Below are 16396 nucleotides of genomic sequence, written 5' to 3' on the forward strand. Positions count from 1 at the left end.
ACGAGCGGAGGACTTCCCATGAAGGACACGATCGCGGTGGTGACCGGTGCGGCGGGAGGCATCGGCGCGGCGGTGGCCGAGGCGCTCGCCGTACGCGGGGCGTCGGTCGCCCTGCTGGACCGGGACGCCGGCCGGCTGGCGGTGGTGGCCAAGGAGCTGACCTCGGCCGGGCACCGGGCGACCGCCTTCCCGGCCGACGTCACCTCCGGCGAGGAGGTCGAGGCGGTGATCGGGGCCGTCGAGGAACGCCTCGGCCCGGTCGACCGGCTCGTCAACGCCGCCGGGGTGCTGCGCACCGGACCCGTGCACGGGTTCGCGGACGAGGACTGGGAGGCGATATTCGCCGTCAACACCACCGGGGTGTTCCACGTGTCCCGCGCCGTCGTACGCCGGATGCGGACGCGGCGGCGCGGTGCCCTGGTCACCATCGCCTCCAACGCCGCCGGCACCGCCCGCACCGAGATGGCCGCGTACGCGGCGTCGAAGGCCGCGGCGTCCATGTTCACCAAGTGCCTCGGGCTGGAGAACGCCGCGTACGGCATCCGCTGCAACGTGGTCGCCCCCGGCTCGACCGACACCCCCATGCTCACCGCGCTGTGGGACGACGCGTCCGCCGCCGACGCCTCGATCACGGGCGTCCCGGAGGCGTACCGCGTCGGCATCCCGCTGGCGAAACTGGCCCGCCCGAAGGACGTCGCCGACGCCGTGCTGTTCCTGCTGTCCGACCAGGCCTCGCACATCACCATGCACCACCTCACCGTCGACGGCGGGGCCGCGCTCGGCGCGTGAGCCCGCCCCGGAAAGGAGCCGGTTGTGGCCATCCCCACGATCGAGCCGTACCCGATGCCCACCCAGGGCGATCTGCCGGCCAACACGGCCTCGTGGTCCGTGGATCCGTCGCGCGCGGTCCTGCTGGTGCACGACATGCAGTACTACTTCCTGCGGCCGTTCCCCGCGGGCGCGTCGCCCGTGGACGCACTGCTCGGCAACGCCGTCCGGCTCCGGCAGACCTGCGCCCGGCTGGGCGTCCCCGTCGCCTACACCGCCCAGCCGGGCGACATGACCGAGGAACAGCGCGGCTTGCTCAAGGACTTCTGGGGGCCGGGCATGTCCGCCGGACCCCGCGACCGCGCCGTCGTGGACGAACTCGCGCCGGGCCCCGACGACACGGTGTTCACCAAGTGGCGGCCGAGCGCCTTCTTCCGTACGGGCCTGCTGGAACTGCTCCGGGACACCGGGCGGGACCAGCTCATCGTGTGCGGTGTGTACGCCCACGTCGGCATCCTCATGACGACCGGTGAGGCCTGCGCCCACGACATCCGGACGTTCGTCGTGGGGGACGCCGTCGCCGACTTCACCCCGGACGGCCACCGTATGACCCTGGAGTACGTCGCCACCCGGTGCGGCATGGCCGTGACCACACAGACCGTGCTGCGGCAGCTGGAGGAGGCGAGCGGCACATGAACCCCGGTGCCCCCGAGGCGTTCGCGGGCGGACCGGACCCGCTGCTGCGGCGGATCCTGGACGGCGGACCGCCGCCGTTCGCCCTGGTGCACCGGCCGCGGACCACCGGGCCCGACCGGCTGGAACTGATGACGGGCACGCTCTCGCGGCCCGGTTCGCTCGCCGGACTGCCCCTGGCGCAGGGCCCCGGCACCTCCCGGCACGACGTCCTCGCCGTCCTGCCCTACCGGCTGCTGGCCGAACGCGGCTACACCTGCCCGGACGACGGCACCCCCCTGCTCGCCCTGACGATCGAGGAGCAACGCCTTCTGTCCCGGCGGGAGTTCCTCCGGCACGTCCCGGACCTGCCGCTCCGGATGGAGGAGCACGGCTTCGACCTCGACGACGACGCGTACGCCCGTACGGCGGCCCGGATCATCCGGGACGAGATCGGCCGGGGGACCGGCGCCAACTTCGTCTTCCGGCGCACCTACCGGGCGGACCTGGCGGACTGGGGCGTGGCCGCGGCCCTGGCGTTCTTCCGGCGCCTCCTGCTGCGGGAGCCCGGCGCCTACTGGACGTTCCTGATCCACACGGGCGACCGCTGCCTCGTCGGCGCCACCCCGGAACAGCACGTGGCGCTGGACGGCGGGGCCGTGACGATGAACCCGATCAGCGGCACCTACCGCTATCCGGAGAGCGGCGCCGACCCCGAGGGGGTGATGGACTTCCTCCGGGACACCAAGGAGTCGGACGAACTCTTCATGGTCCTCGACGAGGAACTGAAGATGATGGGCCGGGTGTGCGACCGCGGGGGCCGGGTCCGCGGCCCCTACCTCAAGGAGATGGAGCGCCTCGCACACACCGAGTACGTCATCGAGGGATCCAGCCGCCGGGGCGTGCGCGACATCCTCCGCGAGACGATGTTCGCGCCGACCGTGACCGGGAGCCCGCTGGAGAGCGCCTGCCGGGTCATCGGCACGTACGAACCCCAGGGCCGCGGCTACTACAGCGGGGTGGCCGCCCTCATCGGCCGGGACGACGGCGGCGGCACCGTCCTGGACTCCTCGATCCTCATCCGCACCGCCGACATCGACCGGACGGGGAGCCTCTCCCTCGGCGTCGGCGCCACCCTCGTCCGGCACTCCTCCCCACGGGCCGAGGTGGCCGAGACCCACGCGAAGGCCGCCGGACTGCTCTCCGCCCTGCGCGCCGCACCCGACACCGGGCCCACGGCGGGGCACGGCACCGGGGCCCCGGCGCGCGGACCGGGACTGCGGGACCACCCGGACGTGCGGGCCGCGCTGGCGAACCGCAACGCCACCCTGGCCGACTTCTGGCTGGCGGACCCCGACGACCGGGGCGAGCCCGTGGACCGGCTGGCCGGGCGGCGGCTGCTCGTCGTGGACGGCGAGGACACCTTCACCTCCATGGCCCGGCACTGCCTCGCCGCACTGGGCCTGGACGTGACGGTGCGCCGCTTCGACGAGCCGTACACGCTCGACGGCCAGGACTTCGTGATCGTGGGACCCGGCCCCGGGGACCCGGCCCGGCACACCGACCCCAAGATCGCCCACCTGAGGGACCTCACCGGGCGCCTGCTGCGCTCCCGGACGCCGTTCCTCGCGGTGTGCCTGGGCCACCAGGTGCTCAGCTCGCTGCTGGGACTGGACCTGGTGCGCAGACCGGAGCCCAACCAGGGCTCCCAGCGGAAGATCGACCTCTTCGGGCGGCCGGAACTCGTCGGCTTCTACAACACGTTCGCCGCGCGCTCGCCCGGTGCCCCGCTGACCTGCCCGTACCGGGGCGGCGCGGTCCGGGTCTGCCACGATCCGGGCAGCGGCGAGGTGCACGCGCTGCGCGGCCCCGGCTACGCCTCCGTGCAGTTCCACCCGGCGTCCGTCCTGACGCGCAACGGGACCGCCCTCCTGCGCGACCTCCTGCTCGGCACGGTGCGGGACGGCTTCCCGCCGAAGGCCCGGGGCGCGTGAGCGTCCCGGGCCCTCGGCGGTGGCGCCGGCCCGGCCGGGTCAGGCCGGGTACGCGTGCGTCTGGACCGCCTTGACCGCCGCCCACACCGTCGCCCCGGGGTGCAGGTCGAGTTCGGCCGCGGCCACCGTCGTCAGGTCGGCGGCGAGGGGGAGTTCACCGGTCAGGTCGGCACGGATCCGGTCGCCGTGGGTCTCCAGACCGGCGACCTCGCACCGCCACAGGTTGCGGGCGCTGGAGGCCGTGGGCGGCTCGCGGTGCAGGGTCACGGCGCTCGGCGGGAACGCGACGAAGACCGGCCCCGTCAGATCCTGGGTGGTCGTGACCACCGGCCCGTCCCCGACCCGCACCGTACGGCCGTCGGACCGCCCCTTGAAGAGGTTCAGGCCGACCAGATGGGCGATGTAGTCGGTACGCGGACGGCGGGCGATGTCGCCCGGGGCGCCCTCCTGTACGGTCCGGCCGTCCTCCACCACGACGAGGTGGTCGGCCAGGACCATCGCGTCGAGGGGGTCGTGGGTGACCAGGACGGCGACGGCCTGGAAGTCGGCCAGATGCCGGCGGAGCTGGGAGCGCACATCGAGACGGGTACGGGCGTCGAGGGCGGCCAGCGGCTCGTCCAGCAGCAGGAGCCGGGGACGGGTGGCCAGGGCGCGGGCCAGGGCGACGCGCTGGGCCTGCCCGCCGGAGAGCTTCCGCGGCTTGGCGGCGGCGTGGCCGGCCAGGCCCATGCGGTCCAGCCACTCGGCCGCCTGGGCGCGGGCCGCCGCCTTGCCCGTGCCCTGACAGCGGGGTCCGAAGGCCACGTTGTCCAGGGCGCTCAGGTGCGGGAAGAGCAGATAGTCCTGGAAGACCACGCCGACCGGGCGGGACTCGGGCGGGGTGCGTTCCAACGCGGCGCCGTCCAGGCGTAGATGGCCGCCGGTGAGCGGGACGAGGCCGGCCAGCGCGCGCAGGGCGGTGGTCTTCCCCGCGCCGTTGGGGCCGAGCAGGGCGACGACGTCCCCGGGCGCGGCCTTCAGCGCCACGTCGAGACGGAAGGCGCCGCGGTCGACGACCAGCCGGGCGTCCAGCCCCTCCGCGCCCGGTTCCGGTGCGCCGGCCGTCCGGCGCGCGGTCTTCCCGAAGTCGGTCATGAGGCGGTCATCCATCGGTCGCGCAGCCCGGCCAGGACCGCGACGGACACGACCAGCAGCACCAGGCTGAGCGCGATCGCGGCGGCCGGGTCGCTCTGCAGGGCGAGGTAGACGGCGAGCGGCATGGTCTGCGTCCGGCCCGGGAAGTTCCCGGCGAACGTGATCGTCGCCCCGAACTCGCCGAGCGCCCGCGCCCAGGCCAGGACGGCGCCCGCGGCGATACCGGGGGCGATGAGCGGCAGCGTGACCCGGCGGAACGCGGTGAAGCGGGAGGCCCCCAGGGTGGTGGCCGCCTCCTCGTACCGCGGATCGGCGGCCCGCAGGGTGCCCTCAACGCTGATCACCAGGAACGGCATCGCCACGAACGCCTCGGCCAGCACCACACCCACCGTGGTGAACGGCAGCGTGATCCCGAACCAGGAGTCCAGATACTGCCCGACGACGCCGTTGCGGCCGAGCGCCATCAGCAGCGCCACACCGCCCACCACGGGGGGCAGCACGAGGGGGAGGGTCACCAGGGCCCGGACGAGGCCCCGGCCGGGGAACTCGACCCGGGCCAGCAGCCAGGCCAGCGGGACCCCGATCACCAGGCTCACGGCGGTGGCCGCCGTCGCGCAGACCAGGGAGAGCCGGAGGGCCTGCCACACACCGGGGCTGGTCAGCTGGTCGGGGAGGCTGTGCCAGGGGGTCCGGATCAGCAGGGCGATCAGCGGCAGCACCAGGAACGCCAGCCCCAGCAGCGCGGGCAGGAGCAGTGGCAGCGGTACGCCCCGGCGGGAGCCCGGCCGGACCCGCCGGCGCCGCGGCTCCCCGGCCGGGGGCGCGGCGACGGCGGCGGGCTCGTCGTGCGGGGAGGTCACGGCTTCAGGAACCCGGCCCCGGTCAGGACCCGCTGGCCCTGGTCGGACCGCACCAGCTCGATGAACGCCTTGGCCGCCCCGGCGTTGGGCGCGTCCTTGAGGAGGGCGATCGGGTAGTCGTTGACGGCGTCGGCGGACTCGGGGAAGTCGACGCCCTCCACCTTGTCGCCCGCGGCCTTCACATCGGTCTTGTAGACGACGGCGGCGTCCGCCTCCTTCAGCTCCACCTTCGTCAGGGCGCTCTTGACGTCCTGCTCGAAGGAGACCGGGGTCAGCTTGAGGCCGCTGGCGTCCAGTGCCTTCCGCGCGGCCGAACCGCACGGCACCTCCTCGGCGCACAGCACGACCTTCAGGTCCGACTTGGTGAGGTCCTTCAGGGAGGAGATCTTGTCCGGGTTGCCCGGCAGGGTGGCGATCTCCAACTGGTTGCGGACGAAGGTCTCCGGGGCCGCGGAGGTGTTCCCCGCGTCGGTGACGATCTTCATGGTCTTGGGGCTCGCCGCGGCGAACAGGTCCGCCGGGGCGCCACCGGTGATGCTCGCGGCGAGGGAGTCGCTGCCGCCGAAGCTGAAGGTGACCTTCGTGCCCGGGTGCTCCTTCTCGAACTGCTCGCCCAGCGTCGTGAAGCTCTCCTTCAGCGAGGCGGCGGCGAAGACGGTCACCGTGCCGGAGAGCTTCGGGGAGGAGGAGGACGCCGGCGCGGAGGAGTCGGAGCCGGACGACGAGGAGTCGTCGGAGGAGCAGGCGCTCAGGGCCAGCAGCGCGGCCGCGCCCACGGCGGCGGCCTGCGTGGTCCGGCGGGTCCGGCGCACGGAACGGGTCATCAAGGATCTACTCCCTCTGCTTCTCGCGGTTGTCCGCGAACGCTCATCGGTGGTCTCCCGACGACCCCGTGGGCCGACGTGACGTGGGCCGCGAGGGCCGGCCCCGGGACGGCCCGGCGGCCTGCGCGTCGCGTTCCGCGGCGGGATTCCCGCCGTCGACCCGGTACCCACCGGCCTCGGCGCCGACGCCGGGTACGGCGCCCACACCGCCGGTCCGGTAGGTGTTCATGCGCCGATCATACTTCCGCATATGCGAGGTGTAAGTCTCCTGTCACATTGCATGAGCCTGGGCACACATTCAAAGGGCTTGTATGTGCGTTTATACGGGCGTGCCGGGCGGGTACGGTCATGCGGGAGGTGGTAGCCCGTGAGCCGGTCCCTCACCGCCGTCGGCGCGGCAGCAGGACCCGTGGCGGAGCTCGCCCTCACCGGTGACCTGGCACGTCCGGCCCGTCTGACGGTCTCCCAGCTGCTCGCCTGGCCCCAGCACCGGGCGCGGGTCAGCTTCGACTGCGCCACCAGCGGCACCCGGTACCACAGCTTCACCGGGCCGCTTCTGCACGAGGTGCTGTCGGCCGCGGGCCCCCGCTTCGATCCGGCCCGTCGCAGGGACCGCCTGCGTTTCCTGATCGCCGTACACGGCACGGACGGCCATCACGCCCTGCTGTCCTGGGCGGAGATCGATCCGGACTTCGGCCGGGCACCCGTCCTGCTCGCGGTCACCCTCGACGGCGCCCCGCTCGACGGGGCGGGCGCCCAGCTGGTCCTGCCGCAGGACCGCTGCGGCGCGCGGTACGTCAGCGGCATCGACGCGGTGCGGGTGGACGGCGGCTACCTCGCGGGGAGCGGCGCCGGGTGAGCGGGGTGGCCGTCGGCTTCCGGTGAGCGGGGCGTCCGTCGGCGCCCGGTCCACCGTCCCCGCACGCCCGGCCGCCCGGTTGACCGGGCCGCGCGGGCCGGCCGCCCGTCACACCCGGTCGACGTGCACGTTCGTCGACTTCACCCGGGCGGTGGCCTCCATGCCGACCTCCAGCCCCAGTTCCTCCACCGCCTCGCGGGTGAGCAGCGACACCAGCCGGTGCGGTCCGGCCTGGATCTCCACCTGGGCGGCCACGTCACCGAGCTGGACGGCGGTGACGATGCCGGGGAAGGCGTTGCGTACCGACGTGGAGGAGGGGACGTCGGGCTGTCCGTGCCCGCCCTGGGCGAGTTCGACGGAGAAGGCGGCCAGGTCCTTGCCGTCCACGAGCCGGCGCCCGCCCTCGTCGCGATGGGTCGCTACCCTGCCCGCGTCCGCCCACCGTCGCGCGGTGTCCGGACTCACGCCGAGCAGCCGTGCCGCCTGGCCGATCGTGTATGACGTCATGCGGGTCAAGATAGGCCACCGGACGGTCCCACGTGCCGGTCGGCCACGGCCGTACAGGCGTGTGACCGGGGGAAAGGCCGGGGCGGGGAGGCCGTGGTGGCCTCCCCGCCCCTTCCCGTCTAGGCGAGTTCCGCCCGTACGGTGCGGGCGGCGGCGACCAGGTTCTCCAGGGAGGCGCGGGTCTCGGGCCAGGCGCGGGTCTTCAGGCCGCAGTCCGGGTTGACCCAGAGGCGTTCGGCCGGGATGGCCTCAAGTCCCTTCCGGAGCAGGGCGGCCGCCTCCTCGGTGCTCGGGACGCGGGGGGAGTGGATGTCGTAGACGCCGGGGCCGGCCTCACGCGGGTAGCCGTGGGCGGCCAGTTCGCGGGCGACCTGCATGTGCGAGCGGGCGGCCTCCAGGCTGATGACGTCGGCGTCGAGGTCGTCGATGGCCTGGACGATGTCCCCGAACTCGGCGTAGCACATGTGCGTGTGGATCTGGGTGTCCGGCCGCACCCCGGCGGTGGTGAGACGGAACGCCTCGGTGGCCCAGTCCAGGTAGGCGGGGCGGTCGGCGGCGCGCAGGGGCAGCGTCTCGCGCAGGGCGGGCTCGTCCACCTGGATGACCGACGTCCCGGCCGCCTCCAGGTCACCGACCTCGTCGCGCAGGGCCAGGGCCACCTGGCGGGCGGTGTCGCCGAGGGGCTGGTCGTCGCGGACGAAGGACCAGGCGAGCATGGTGACCGGGCCGGTCAGCATGCCCTTGACCGGCCGTTCGGTGAGGGAGTTGGCGTACGCGGTCCAGCGCACCGTCATCGGGTGCGGCCGGGAGATGTCACCGGCGAGGACCGGCGGGCGGACGTAGCGGGTGCCGTAGGACTGGACCCAGCCGTGCTGGGTGGCGAGGTAGCCCGTCAGCTGCTCGGCGAAGTACTGCACCATGTCGTTGCGTTCGGGCTCGCCGTGCACCAGGACGTCGATACCGGCCTTCTCCTGGAAGGCGAGGACGTCGCGGATCTCGTTCTCGATGCGCTGCTCGTACCCGGCGGTGTCGATCCGGCCGGCGCGCAGGTCGGCGCGGGCGGTGCGCAGTTCGGTGGTCTGCGGGAACGAGCCGATGGTGGTCGTCGGCAGCAGCGGCAGGCCGAGGTGGGCGCGCTGGGCGGCGGTGCGCTCGGCGTACGGCTGGGAGCGGCGGCCGTCCGCGTCGGTGACGGCGGCGGCCCGCTCCCGTACGGCGGGGTCGCGGGTGATCGGGGACCGGGCGCGGGAGGCCAGGTCGGCCCGGTTGGCGGCGAGTTCGGCGGCGACGGCGCCGGTGCCCTCGGAGAGGCCCCTGGCGAGGGTGACGATCTCGGCGGTCTTCTGCCGGGCGAAGGCGAGCCAGCGAAGGATCTGCGGGTCGATGTCCCGCTCCGCCGCCGCGTCGAGCGGGACGTGCAGCAGGGAGCAGGAGGCGGCCACGTCCACCTGGCCGGCCAGGCCGAGGAGCGTCCCCAGGGTGGACAGGGACTTCTCCAGATCGTTGATCCAGATGTTGCGGCCGTTGACGACCCCGGCGACCAGGCGCTTGCCGGGCAGTCCGCCGACGGCGGCCAGCGCGTCGAGGTTGGCCGCGGCGGAGTCGGTGAAGTCGAGGGCGAGACCCTCGACGGGCGCCTTCGCCAGGACGGGCAGGGCGTCACCGAGCCGGTCGAAGTAGGAGGCGACGAGCAGCTGGGGGCGGTCGGTGAGGCCGCCCAGGTCGCTGTAGGCGCGGCCGGCGGCGTTCAGCTCGGCCGGGGTGCGGTCCTGGACGAGGGCGGGCTCGTCGAGCTGGACCCACTCGGCGCCGGCGGCCCGCAGGTCGGCCAGCACCTCGGCGTAGACGGGCAGCAGCCGGTCCAGGAGGGTCAGCGGCTCGAAGTCGGCGGCCACACCCGGGGCGGGCTTGGCCAGCAGGAGGTAGGTGACGGGGCCGACCAGCACGGGACGGGCCGAGAGGCCGAGCGCGAGGGCTTCCTTCAGCTCGGTGACCTGCTTGGAGGAGTCGGCCGTGAAGACGGTGTCCGGACCCAGCTCGGGCACCAGGTAGTGGTAGTTGGTGTCGAACCACTTGGTCATCTCCAGGGGGGCCACGTCCTGGGTGCCCCGGGCCATCGCGAAGTAGCCGTCGAGGGCGTCGGCGCCGACGGCCGCCCGGTGCCGCCCGGGGATCGCGCCGACCATGACGCTGGTGTCCAGCACATGGTCGTAGTACGAGAAGTCGCCGGTCGGCACCTCGTGGACACCGGCGTCGGCGAGCTGCCGCCAGTTGGCCCGGCGGAGCTCCGCCGCGGTCTCCCGGAGGGCGTCGGCGGTGACCCGGCCCTTCCAGTAGCCTTCGACGGCCTTCTTCAGCTCCCGGTCGGGGCCTTGGCGGGGGTAGCCGTACACGGTGGCGCGCGCTGCCGCGGCTGCGGGCTGTGCTGTCACGGAAATCTCCTTCGCGAGATGACTCCTTGAGATCCCGGAGACGGGACACGGGCGCGAAGGGTGACGAACCGGACGGAACGCTCGCTCGCCTTGTGCGGCAGGTTCCGTCTGGTATGTACGCCGACCCGCCCACGAGGTCACCGGGATGTCCGTACGCGATCGTTCGCGTACGGGCAACGGGCAGGTCTTCGGACTCGTGGGCACGTCTGCCGGGGCAGACACCTACTGGCCGTCGCTTCCCAGGTCCGTGCGGACCCAGTGCGTATGACGGCGGTCGTTCCCACTCACCGCTGCGGGGCAGTCCCGGATTCCCACCGGGTTCCCTCTTACGACGCGTCTGTCTGGCGGACAGGGCGAACCAGCTGCACCGGTCAGCCTAGAGGGCGGATCACGAACCGGGTGCCGGTGTTCACATGCCGGACCGGAATATGAGACGGCGACGGGCGCGCCGGCACCCGCGTCCTGCGGCGCGGCGCGCCGGTCGCGGGGCCGTCTCCCGTGACGGCGCTCGGCGTGTCGCGGGACGTCCGCGTCCGGTGGGGGACGCGTGCGGCGGGACGGAATACCGGTGGCGGCCGGGCCCCGTCTGCGGGACCCGGCCGCCACCGCTCACGGGGTTTCCCCGGTGGCGCGGCCGGACGCCGGTCAGGCGCCCCAGCGCAGGGCCAGGGTGTCGCCCGCATGGACGACCGTGCCCCGGGTGGCGGTCGTGAAGGCCGCACCGTCGGCACTGGCCTTCCAACTCCCCGCAGAGCTGTTGGCCTTGCCGTTGAGCGCGGTGACGGTGCCCGTCCCGGACGACGGGGTCACCGACGAGACACAGCCGGACGGGGTGGCGGAGCCGGTCGCCGCGTCGAGCACCGCGCCCAGCGTGGTCGTGGTCCCCGTCGGCGTGAACGAGACGGAGCACACCTTCAGACCGCCGGCGCCGTCGTCGACGGTGAGGGCCAGCTTCGCGGCCGTACCGGAGGTGAAGGATCCCTGGGCCACCCAGCGGGGGGCGCCGGCGGTGGCCGGCACCGGGGGAGCGGCGGTGAAGCCGCCGCCCGCCACGGCACGCAGCCCGTCGACGGAGGCGTAGGCGGAGGGCGTGGTGTCGGAGGGCTGGTACTTGAAGCCGCCGCCCGGGTTGAACTGCTGGGATATCAGGAAGTCGACGGGTGTCTTGCCGGCCGACGTGAGGAAGTCGCCGGTCTGCGGGTCGATGCCGCAGGCGTTCAGACCGGAGACCGCCCAGCCGTTGGAGTCGGTGTTGACGCCGAACATGGCGTTGAAGGCACCGCTGCCCGGTACCAGCTTGCTCTTCAGGAACGCCTTGGCCCGGGTGATGCCGCTGTCGGTGTGCGGGACGCCGGAGACGCACAGCGCGGCCATCGCCGCACCGGTCATGTCGATGTCGCTGGTGGTGCCGAGCTGCCCCGGATCGCCCTCGGCCTTGCCGTAGTTCCAGCCGCCGTCGTCGTGCTGGTTGGCCCGGATACGGGTGACCAGCCGGTCGAGCAGGGCCTGCGGGACGCGTGGGGCCCCGGCCTGGGTGGCGGCGCCGCCGAGGGCGAGTGCGGCGAAGACGGTGCCGTTGAAGTTGGCGGACGGCCCGAAGTAGCCGGGCTCGGCGTTCTGCCAGTAGCCGTAGATGTCGGCGACCAGGTTGCGGGAGGCGGAGACACGGGCCGGGTCGATACCGGCGGCGTAGGCGTTGAGGGCCGCCCGCTCGTAGTCGGTGACCACCGGGGTCGCGGACGGCCAGTTCGCCGTGGACAGCAGCGCGCGGTAGACGGTTCTCGCGTTCTTCGTGGTGTCCCCTCCCGGGGTGACGTCCACGGCGGCCGTGCCCGCCGCCGCGAAGGCGCTGAACGCCCACTCGTTGGAGAGCCCCGGGCCGGCGTACGAACCGTCGGCGGCCTGGAGGGATGTGAGGTATGCGACACCGTTGGTCTTCGAGGTGGCGATCTGCGCGGGCGTCGCGGTGGCGGCCGCGGGCACGACGGTCAGACAGAAGGCGCCGAGGGCCGTGGCGGCGACGAACACCGGACGGCGGGAGGACGAAAGACGGGGCATGGCCTGCTCCTTGGATGAGGAGGCGCCGACCGGACCCGTGTCCTCGGGAGTGCGGGAGCAGCGGGCTGGGCCGCCGCCCGAACGCGTGGACCGGCTTCCTGTGGTGCGTCGCCGCACGGGCATTCGGGCTCGGCACGACGTCCCGTCGTGCCATACCGCTGCGCGTCAGCCCTGGTCTCCCACCAGGTTCCCCCGTGTGGCAGCCCAGGACGCTACCCGAGGGGTACGAGTCCCGCCAGAAGGCCCGCGGACCGCCCGCGCCCGCCGGGGAGGGCACCTTGACGGCGTCCATGGACGCGTGCTCAAATCCGCCTGATACGCACTGAGTTCCAGGGGAAGCCGGTCGAAACCCGGCGCTGACCCGCAACCGTAGGCCCGGCACCGCCGGGCGAGCCGGAACACCTGGGACGAGATCTTCAGCGAGAAACGCCGTCGCGGACTACGGCGTGGTCGACCAGCCCTGCCGTGCGGCACACGCCGCCGCGGTCACGGCCCTTCGCCACGTTCGTGTGCCCGCGGACATCAGGACGAGGGGGCCGCGGTGGGGACCGGAAGACGAAGAGGCGCACGGCGCCGGGCCACGGGCCTGCCGGCGCTGCTGTCGGCGGTGGGCCTCGTGGTCGCCGCCTGCACGACGTTCGTCACCGCCGCCCCGGCGGCCGCCGACCCCCTCGACGCCTGCACCGAGACGAAGGGCGCCGTGGTCGCCGTGGACTTCGGCCCCTTCGGCGGGACGGTCCGGCGCGGCTGCGACACCACACCGACGACGGGCTACGAACTCCTCCACGAGGCGGGGTTCACCACCACCGGCACCCAGCACGACGGGCCCGCCTTCATCTGCCGCATCGGCTACGGCTCGGAGGTCCAGCAGCCCACCGAGGACAAGGAGGCCTGCGTCCTCACCCCGCAGGCCACCGCCTACTGGTCGTACTGGATCGCCTCACCCGGCCAGGACACGTGGCGCTACAGCCCGTACGGCGCCATGGCCCGCACGCTCCGGGACGGCGACGTGGACGCCTGGGTGTACGGCGGCACCGACATCGGCGGCACCACGGGCCAACCCGCCTTCACCCCCGACGACGTGCGGATCGGCGGCGGTGGTACGACACCGGGCCCCGGCACCACCCCCACGGCCCCGGCCGGGCGGATCGACGTACCGGCCGCGGCGGCATGGGTCAGAAGCGGACTGACGGACGGTGAACGCGTCGTCGACGAGGGCGCCGACACCCCCAACCTGCCGCTGACCACGGAGGCCGCGTACGCCCTGGCCGCGGCGGACGGCGCGAGCGCCACCCTGGACCAGGTCACGTCCTTCCTCGCCGCCCGCACCGACGCCTACGCCTACCCGGCCGGCACGGACCAGGCCCCCGACGCGACCGCCGCAGCCCGCCTGGCCCTGCTCGCGGACATCACGGAAGCCGACCCGAGGGACTTCGGGGGACACGACCTGGTCGGCGACCTGGCCGCCCACGTCTGCGCCTCCGGGCCCGGTTCCGGCGGCGGCCCCACGCCCGGCTGCACCGCCGAGGGCGACTTCCGCAACGCGACGTACGCCGACGGCCAGGCGCTGGCCGTGCTGGCGCTGCTGCGGGCCGGTGTGAAGCCCCCGGCCGCCGCCGTGGACCGGCTGACCCAGGTGCAGTGCGACGACGGCGGTGTCACCAGCATCCTCATCCGCCCCGGCGAGTACTGCGACGGCGACCCCGCCACCACCGGCCTGGTGACCCTGGCCCTGCACCGGGCGGGCGGTCACGACGCGGCCGTCGCCAAGGCCCGGACCTATCTCGGCACGGCCCAGCGCGAGGACGGCTCGTTCCCCGGCTGGACGGGATCCACGACCGGCAGCGTCACGGCCACCGCCTACGCGGCACAGGCCCTCCGCACGCTGGGCGACACCGAGCGGGCCGACGCGGCCGTCTCCTGGCTCGCCGGTGAGCAACTGGCGGGCGGAGGCTTCGGGTTCGAGGAGGGCGCCACCGACCCGGCGCTGTACCCGACGTCGCCCGCCGTCCTCGCCGGTACGGGCACCGACCTGACACGGCTGACGACGGCGGCACCCGAGCCCACCGACCCGCCGACCACCTCGCCGCCCGTCACCGGGCCGCCCACGACCGGGCCGCCCACCACCGGCCCCACGGCACCGGCGGGCGAGGGTCCCGACCTCGCCAGGGGCGTCGCCTACCTCACCGCCCCCGCCCAGCTCTCGGGGGGCCACTACTACCCGGCCGTACCCGGCACGGAGCGGGCGGACTTCGGTCTCACCGTCGACGGCGCCTACGCGCTCGCCGCCACCGGGCTCGACGACAACGCGCTGCGCGGCATCGTCGACTTCCTCGACGACGGCGGCAAGGACGGCGAGGGTCGCACCGTGCGCGACTGGACCGGAATCGACACGCCGTACGTCCTCGGAGGGCAGCTCGGCAAGGCGGCCCTGCTGGCCCAGGCGGTCGGCCGCGACCCCCGGAACTTCGGCGGCGGGGACCTGATCGCCGCACTCGGCGCGGCCGTGTGCGCCGCGCCGACCGAGAGCCCGGACCGGAAGTGCGCCGCCGAGGGGGCGTACACCTACACGGAGTCCGTGTTCGGCCAGTCCCTCGCGGTCATGGCCCAGTCGCGGGCCGGCGAGAAGGCGGCCGTGCGGAAACCGCTCGCCTACCTGGAGAGCCTCCAGCTGGACAGCGGCGCGTGGCCCAGCCTGATCCCCTCCACCGGGGACGCCGACGTGGACTCCACCGCCATCGCCGCGATGGCCCTGGACCTGGCGGGCGGCGAGGAGGCCCGGACGGCCGTGGCCGAGGCGCTGGACTGGATCGCGGGCCGGCAGCTGCCCGACGGCGGTTTCCCCGGCGCGGCGGGCAACTCGGTCAACTCCGCCGCCCTCGCCGTCCAGGGGCTCTCGCTCGACGCGCCGAAGTACGCCGACCGGATCGCGAAGGCGAGGGCGTTCCTGGCCTCCCAGCAGAACACCGACGGCGGCTTCAACGTCGCCAAGGAGGGCCAGCGCGGTTCCGACGTGCGGGCGTCCACCCAGGCCGTCGGCGGATCCACCGGCATCTCCTTCGGGGCCCTGGACCGCGACCTGACCGGCACCACCCCGCTGCCCACACCCACCGTGAACCCCTCCACCCCCGTCATCGTCACCCCCGGCGGCACGGACGGCGGCACCGGCGGCATCGTGGACACCGGCGGCGGCACCGGCGGCGGCGGGGCGCTCGCCTCCACCGGCGTACAGGCCGGTCTCCTCGCGGCGTGCGGGGTGGCGCTCGTCGCCGCGGGCCGGGCCGCCGTGGTCCTCGCCCGCCGCCGTACGGCCGCAGGGGGGCGGCCATGAGCCTCCCGCCCGCGCGGCGAGTTGCCCGGCTGACGGCCGCGCTCGCCCTGGCCTTCGCCGCCCTGACCACGGGCGCGGCACCCGCCGGGGCCGCCCCGCAGCCGATGGGGCGGTGCACCACCGGCTCGGGGGCGGTCCTCGCCGTCGACTTCAGCCGGTGGGGCGGGCCCGTCTACCGCTCCTGCGGCTCGACGCCCACCACCGGCTACGAACTGCTCAACCAGGGAGGCTGGCGCACCACCGGTACCGGGCACGACGGACCGGCGTTCATCTGCCGCATCGGCTACAGCGGTTACCGCGACGGCCAACAGTTCCCGCCGCCCGAGCAGGACGACTGCGTCCTCACCCCGCCCGCCTCGGCCTACTGGTCCTACTGGCACGCCGGACCCGGGGCGGACGACTGGGAGTACAGCCAGCTCGGCGCCATGCTCTACAAGCCGAAGCCGGGCAGCGTGGACCTGTGGATCTTCGGCGGCACCGACATCGGGGGCACCCAGGGCCGCCCCCAGATCACCCCCGACCAGCTCCGGGCCCACAACACCAGGCCCAGCGGCGGGGGCGAGCCGGCCTCGACCGCACACGCTCCCGCGCTGCCGCCCGGCACGGACACCGGCCCCGCCCCGGTGACGACGGAGCCGAAGCGGCCCACGGCCCCCACGGCCCCGGAACCGCCCGCGAGCCCGTCCCCCACCGCGTCCTCCAGCCCCTCGCCCGGCGAGACGGCCGAGCCGACCGGGTCCCCCGGGCCCACCGAGTCCGCCGAGGTGCCACCGCCCGCCACCACCGGTCCGGCGGACGGGTCCGGCGACACCCGGGTCCTCGACGCCGCCCCGGCCGCGGACGCGAAGCACGACGCGGGGTCGATGGTGCCCGTGGTGGCGGGAGGCGCGCTGGTCCTGCTCGTGGGCGTGGCGGCCGTGTTCGCGGCCCGGCACAGACGCCGGGGCGCGTAGCGCC

12 protein-coding genes and 3 riboswitches are annotated in these 16396 nt (G+C 74.3%); of the genes, 6 read left to right on the forward strand and 6 right to left on the reverse strand.

Features of this window, described 5'->3' with window-relative positions; genetic code table 11:
- The first annotated feature begins 18 nt into the window (after positions 1-18).
- The 3 genes from B9S64_RS25870 to B9S64_RS25880 are packed head-to-tail and all read left to right on the forward strand — an operon-like array spanning position 19 to position 3434.
- Positions 19-789 (forward strand): 2,3-dihydro-2,3-dihydroxybenzoate dehydrogenase, encoded by a 771-nt coding sequence (locus B9S64_RS25870; RefSeq protein ID WP_103490339.1) that lies wholly within the window; start codon positions 19-21, stop codon positions 787-789.
- Positions 790-813: 24 nt separating this feature from the next.
- Positions 814-1464: an isochorismatase family protein gene (locus B9S64_RS25875; RefSeq protein WP_308460747.1), complete on the forward strand. Its 651-nt coding sequence runs from the start codon at positions 814-816 to the stop codon at positions 1462-1464.
- Positions 1461-3434 carry an anthranilate synthase family protein gene (locus B9S64_RS25880; protein ID WP_103490338.1) on the forward strand — a complete coding sequence of 658 codons (1974 nt, stop codon included), beginning with the start codon at positions 1461-1463 and terminating at the stop codon, positions 3432-3434. The genes B9S64_RS25875 and B9S64_RS25880 overlap by 4 nt, the downstream gene beginning before the upstream one ends.
- A 39-nt stretch (positions 3435-3473) precedes the next feature.
- Here B9S64_RS25880 and B9S64_RS25885 read toward each other — a convergent pair whose 3' ends face one another.
- The 3 genes from B9S64_RS25885 to modA are packed head-to-tail and all read right to left on the reverse strand — an operon-like array spanning position 3474 to position 6252.
- Complete coding sequence (locus B9S64_RS25885; protein ID WP_181012217.1) at positions 3474-4568, reverse strand: ABC transporter ATP-binding protein; 1095 nt, start codon at positions 4566-4568, stop codon at positions 3474-3476.
- Complete coding sequence (locus B9S64_RS25890) at positions 4565-5428, reverse strand: ABC transporter permease (protein ID WP_109492125.1); 864 nt, start codon at positions 5426-5428, stop codon at positions 4565-4567. The genes B9S64_RS25885 and B9S64_RS25890 overlap by 4 nt, the downstream gene beginning before the upstream one ends.
- Positions 5425-6252, reverse strand: a complete 828-nt coding sequence (gene modA, locus B9S64_RS25895; RefSeq protein WP_103490698.1) for a molybdate ABC transporter substrate-binding protein — start codon at positions 6250-6252, stop codon at positions 5425-5427. The genes B9S64_RS25890 and modA overlap by 4 nt, the downstream gene beginning before the upstream one ends.
- Before the next feature lie 367 nt (positions 6253-6619).
- Between modA and B9S64_RS25905 the strand changes: the two genes are divergently transcribed.
- Positions 6620-7111, forward strand: a complete 492-nt coding sequence (locus B9S64_RS25905; RefSeq protein ID WP_103490696.1) for a molybdopterin-dependent oxidoreductase — start codon at positions 6620-6622, stop codon at positions 7109-7111.
- 108 nt (positions 7112-7219) lie between these two features.
- On the opposite strand, the gene B9S64_RS25910 is transcribed toward B9S64_RS25905, so the two are convergent.
- The 3 genes from B9S64_RS25910 to B9S64_RS25920 all read right to left on the reverse strand — a co-directional run bounded on the left by B9S64_RS25910 (position 7220) and on the right by B9S64_RS25920 (position 12108).
- Complete coding sequence (locus tag B9S64_RS25910) at positions 7220-7618, reverse strand: molybdopterin-binding protein (protein ID WP_028441029.1); 399 nt, start codon at positions 7616-7618, stop codon at positions 7220-7222.
- Positions 7619-7737: 119 nt separating this feature from the next.
- A complete protein-coding gene (gene metE, locus B9S64_RS25915; RefSeq protein WP_103490695.1) occupies positions 7738-10050 on the reverse strand; it encodes a 5-methyltetrahydropteroyltriglutamate--homocysteine S-methyltransferase in 2313 nt (770 codons plus the stop codon).
- Positions 10051-10211: 161 nt separating this feature from the next.
- Positions 10212-10428, reverse strand: a riboswitch (cobalamin riboswitch).
- A gap of 267 nt (positions 10429-10695) precedes the next feature.
- The gene (locus B9S64_RS25920; RefSeq protein ID WP_103490694.1) at positions 10696-12108 is read right to left on the reverse strand and encodes a hypothetical protein; all 1413 of its coding nucleotides are present in this window, start codon (positions 12106-12108) and stop codon (positions 10696-10698) included.
- Positions 12109-12225: 117 nt separating this feature from the next.
- A riboswitch (cobalamin riboswitch) is annotated at positions 12226-12301 on the reverse strand.
- Positions 12302-12395: 94 nt separating this feature from the next.
- Positions 12396-12530, forward strand: a riboswitch (cobalamin riboswitch).
- A 119-nt stretch (positions 12531-12649) separates the two neighbouring features.
- On the opposite strand from B9S64_RS25920, the gene B9S64_RS25925 reads away from it, so the two are divergent.
- On the forward strand, positions 12650-15439 hold the full coding sequence (locus B9S64_RS25925) for a terpene cyclase/mutase family protein (protein ID WP_181387636.1): 2790 nt from the start codon (positions 12650-12652) through the stop codon (positions 15437-15439).
- The gene (locus tag B9S64_RS25930; protein WP_109492126.1) at positions 15436-16392 is read left to right on the forward strand and encodes a hypothetical protein; all 957 of its coding nucleotides are present in this window, start codon (positions 15436-15438) and stop codon (positions 16390-16392) included. Before B9S64_RS25925 ends, B9S64_RS25930 begins: the two co-directional genes overlap by 4 nt.
- The last annotated feature ends 4 nt before the right edge of the window (positions 16393-16396 follow it).

Origin of the sequence: Streptomyces sp. SM18 (genome assembly GCF_002910775.2) — a bacterium.
Lineage (GTDB): Bacteria > Actinomycetota > Actinomycetes > Streptomycetales > Streptomycetaceae > Streptomyces > Streptomyces halstedii.

Excerpts from the sequence above, each read along its gene's own strand:
- B9S64_RS25870 (WP_103490339.1), top strand. The coding sequence starts at position 19 with ATGAAGGACACGATCGCGGTGGTGACCGGTGCGGCGGGAGGCATCGGC.
- B9S64_RS25880 (WP_103490338.1), top strand. The coding sequence starts at position 1,461 with ATGAACCCCGGTGCCCCCGAGGCGTTCGCGGGCGGACCGGACCCGCTG.
- B9S64_RS25885 (WP_181012217.1), bottom strand. The coding sequence starts at position 4,568 with ATGACCGACTTCGGGAAGACCGCGCGCCGGACGGCCGGCGCACCGGAA.
- modA (WP_103490698.1), bottom strand. The coding sequence starts at position 6,252 with ATGACCCGTTCCGTGCGCCGGACCCGCCGGACCACGCAGGCCGCCGCC.
- B9S64_RS25910 (WP_028441029.1), bottom strand. The coding sequence starts at position 7,618 with ATGACGTCATACACGATCGGCCAGGCGGCACGGCTGCTCGGCGTGAGT.
- B9S64_RS25920 (WP_103490694.1), bottom strand. The coding sequence starts at position 12,108 with ATGCCCCGTCTTTCGTCCTCCCGCCGTCCGGTGTTCGTCGCCGCCACG.
- B9S64_RS25930 (WP_109492126.1), top strand. The coding sequence starts at position 15,436 with ATGAGCCTCCCGCCCGCGCGGCGAGTTGCCCGGCTGACGGCCGCGCTC.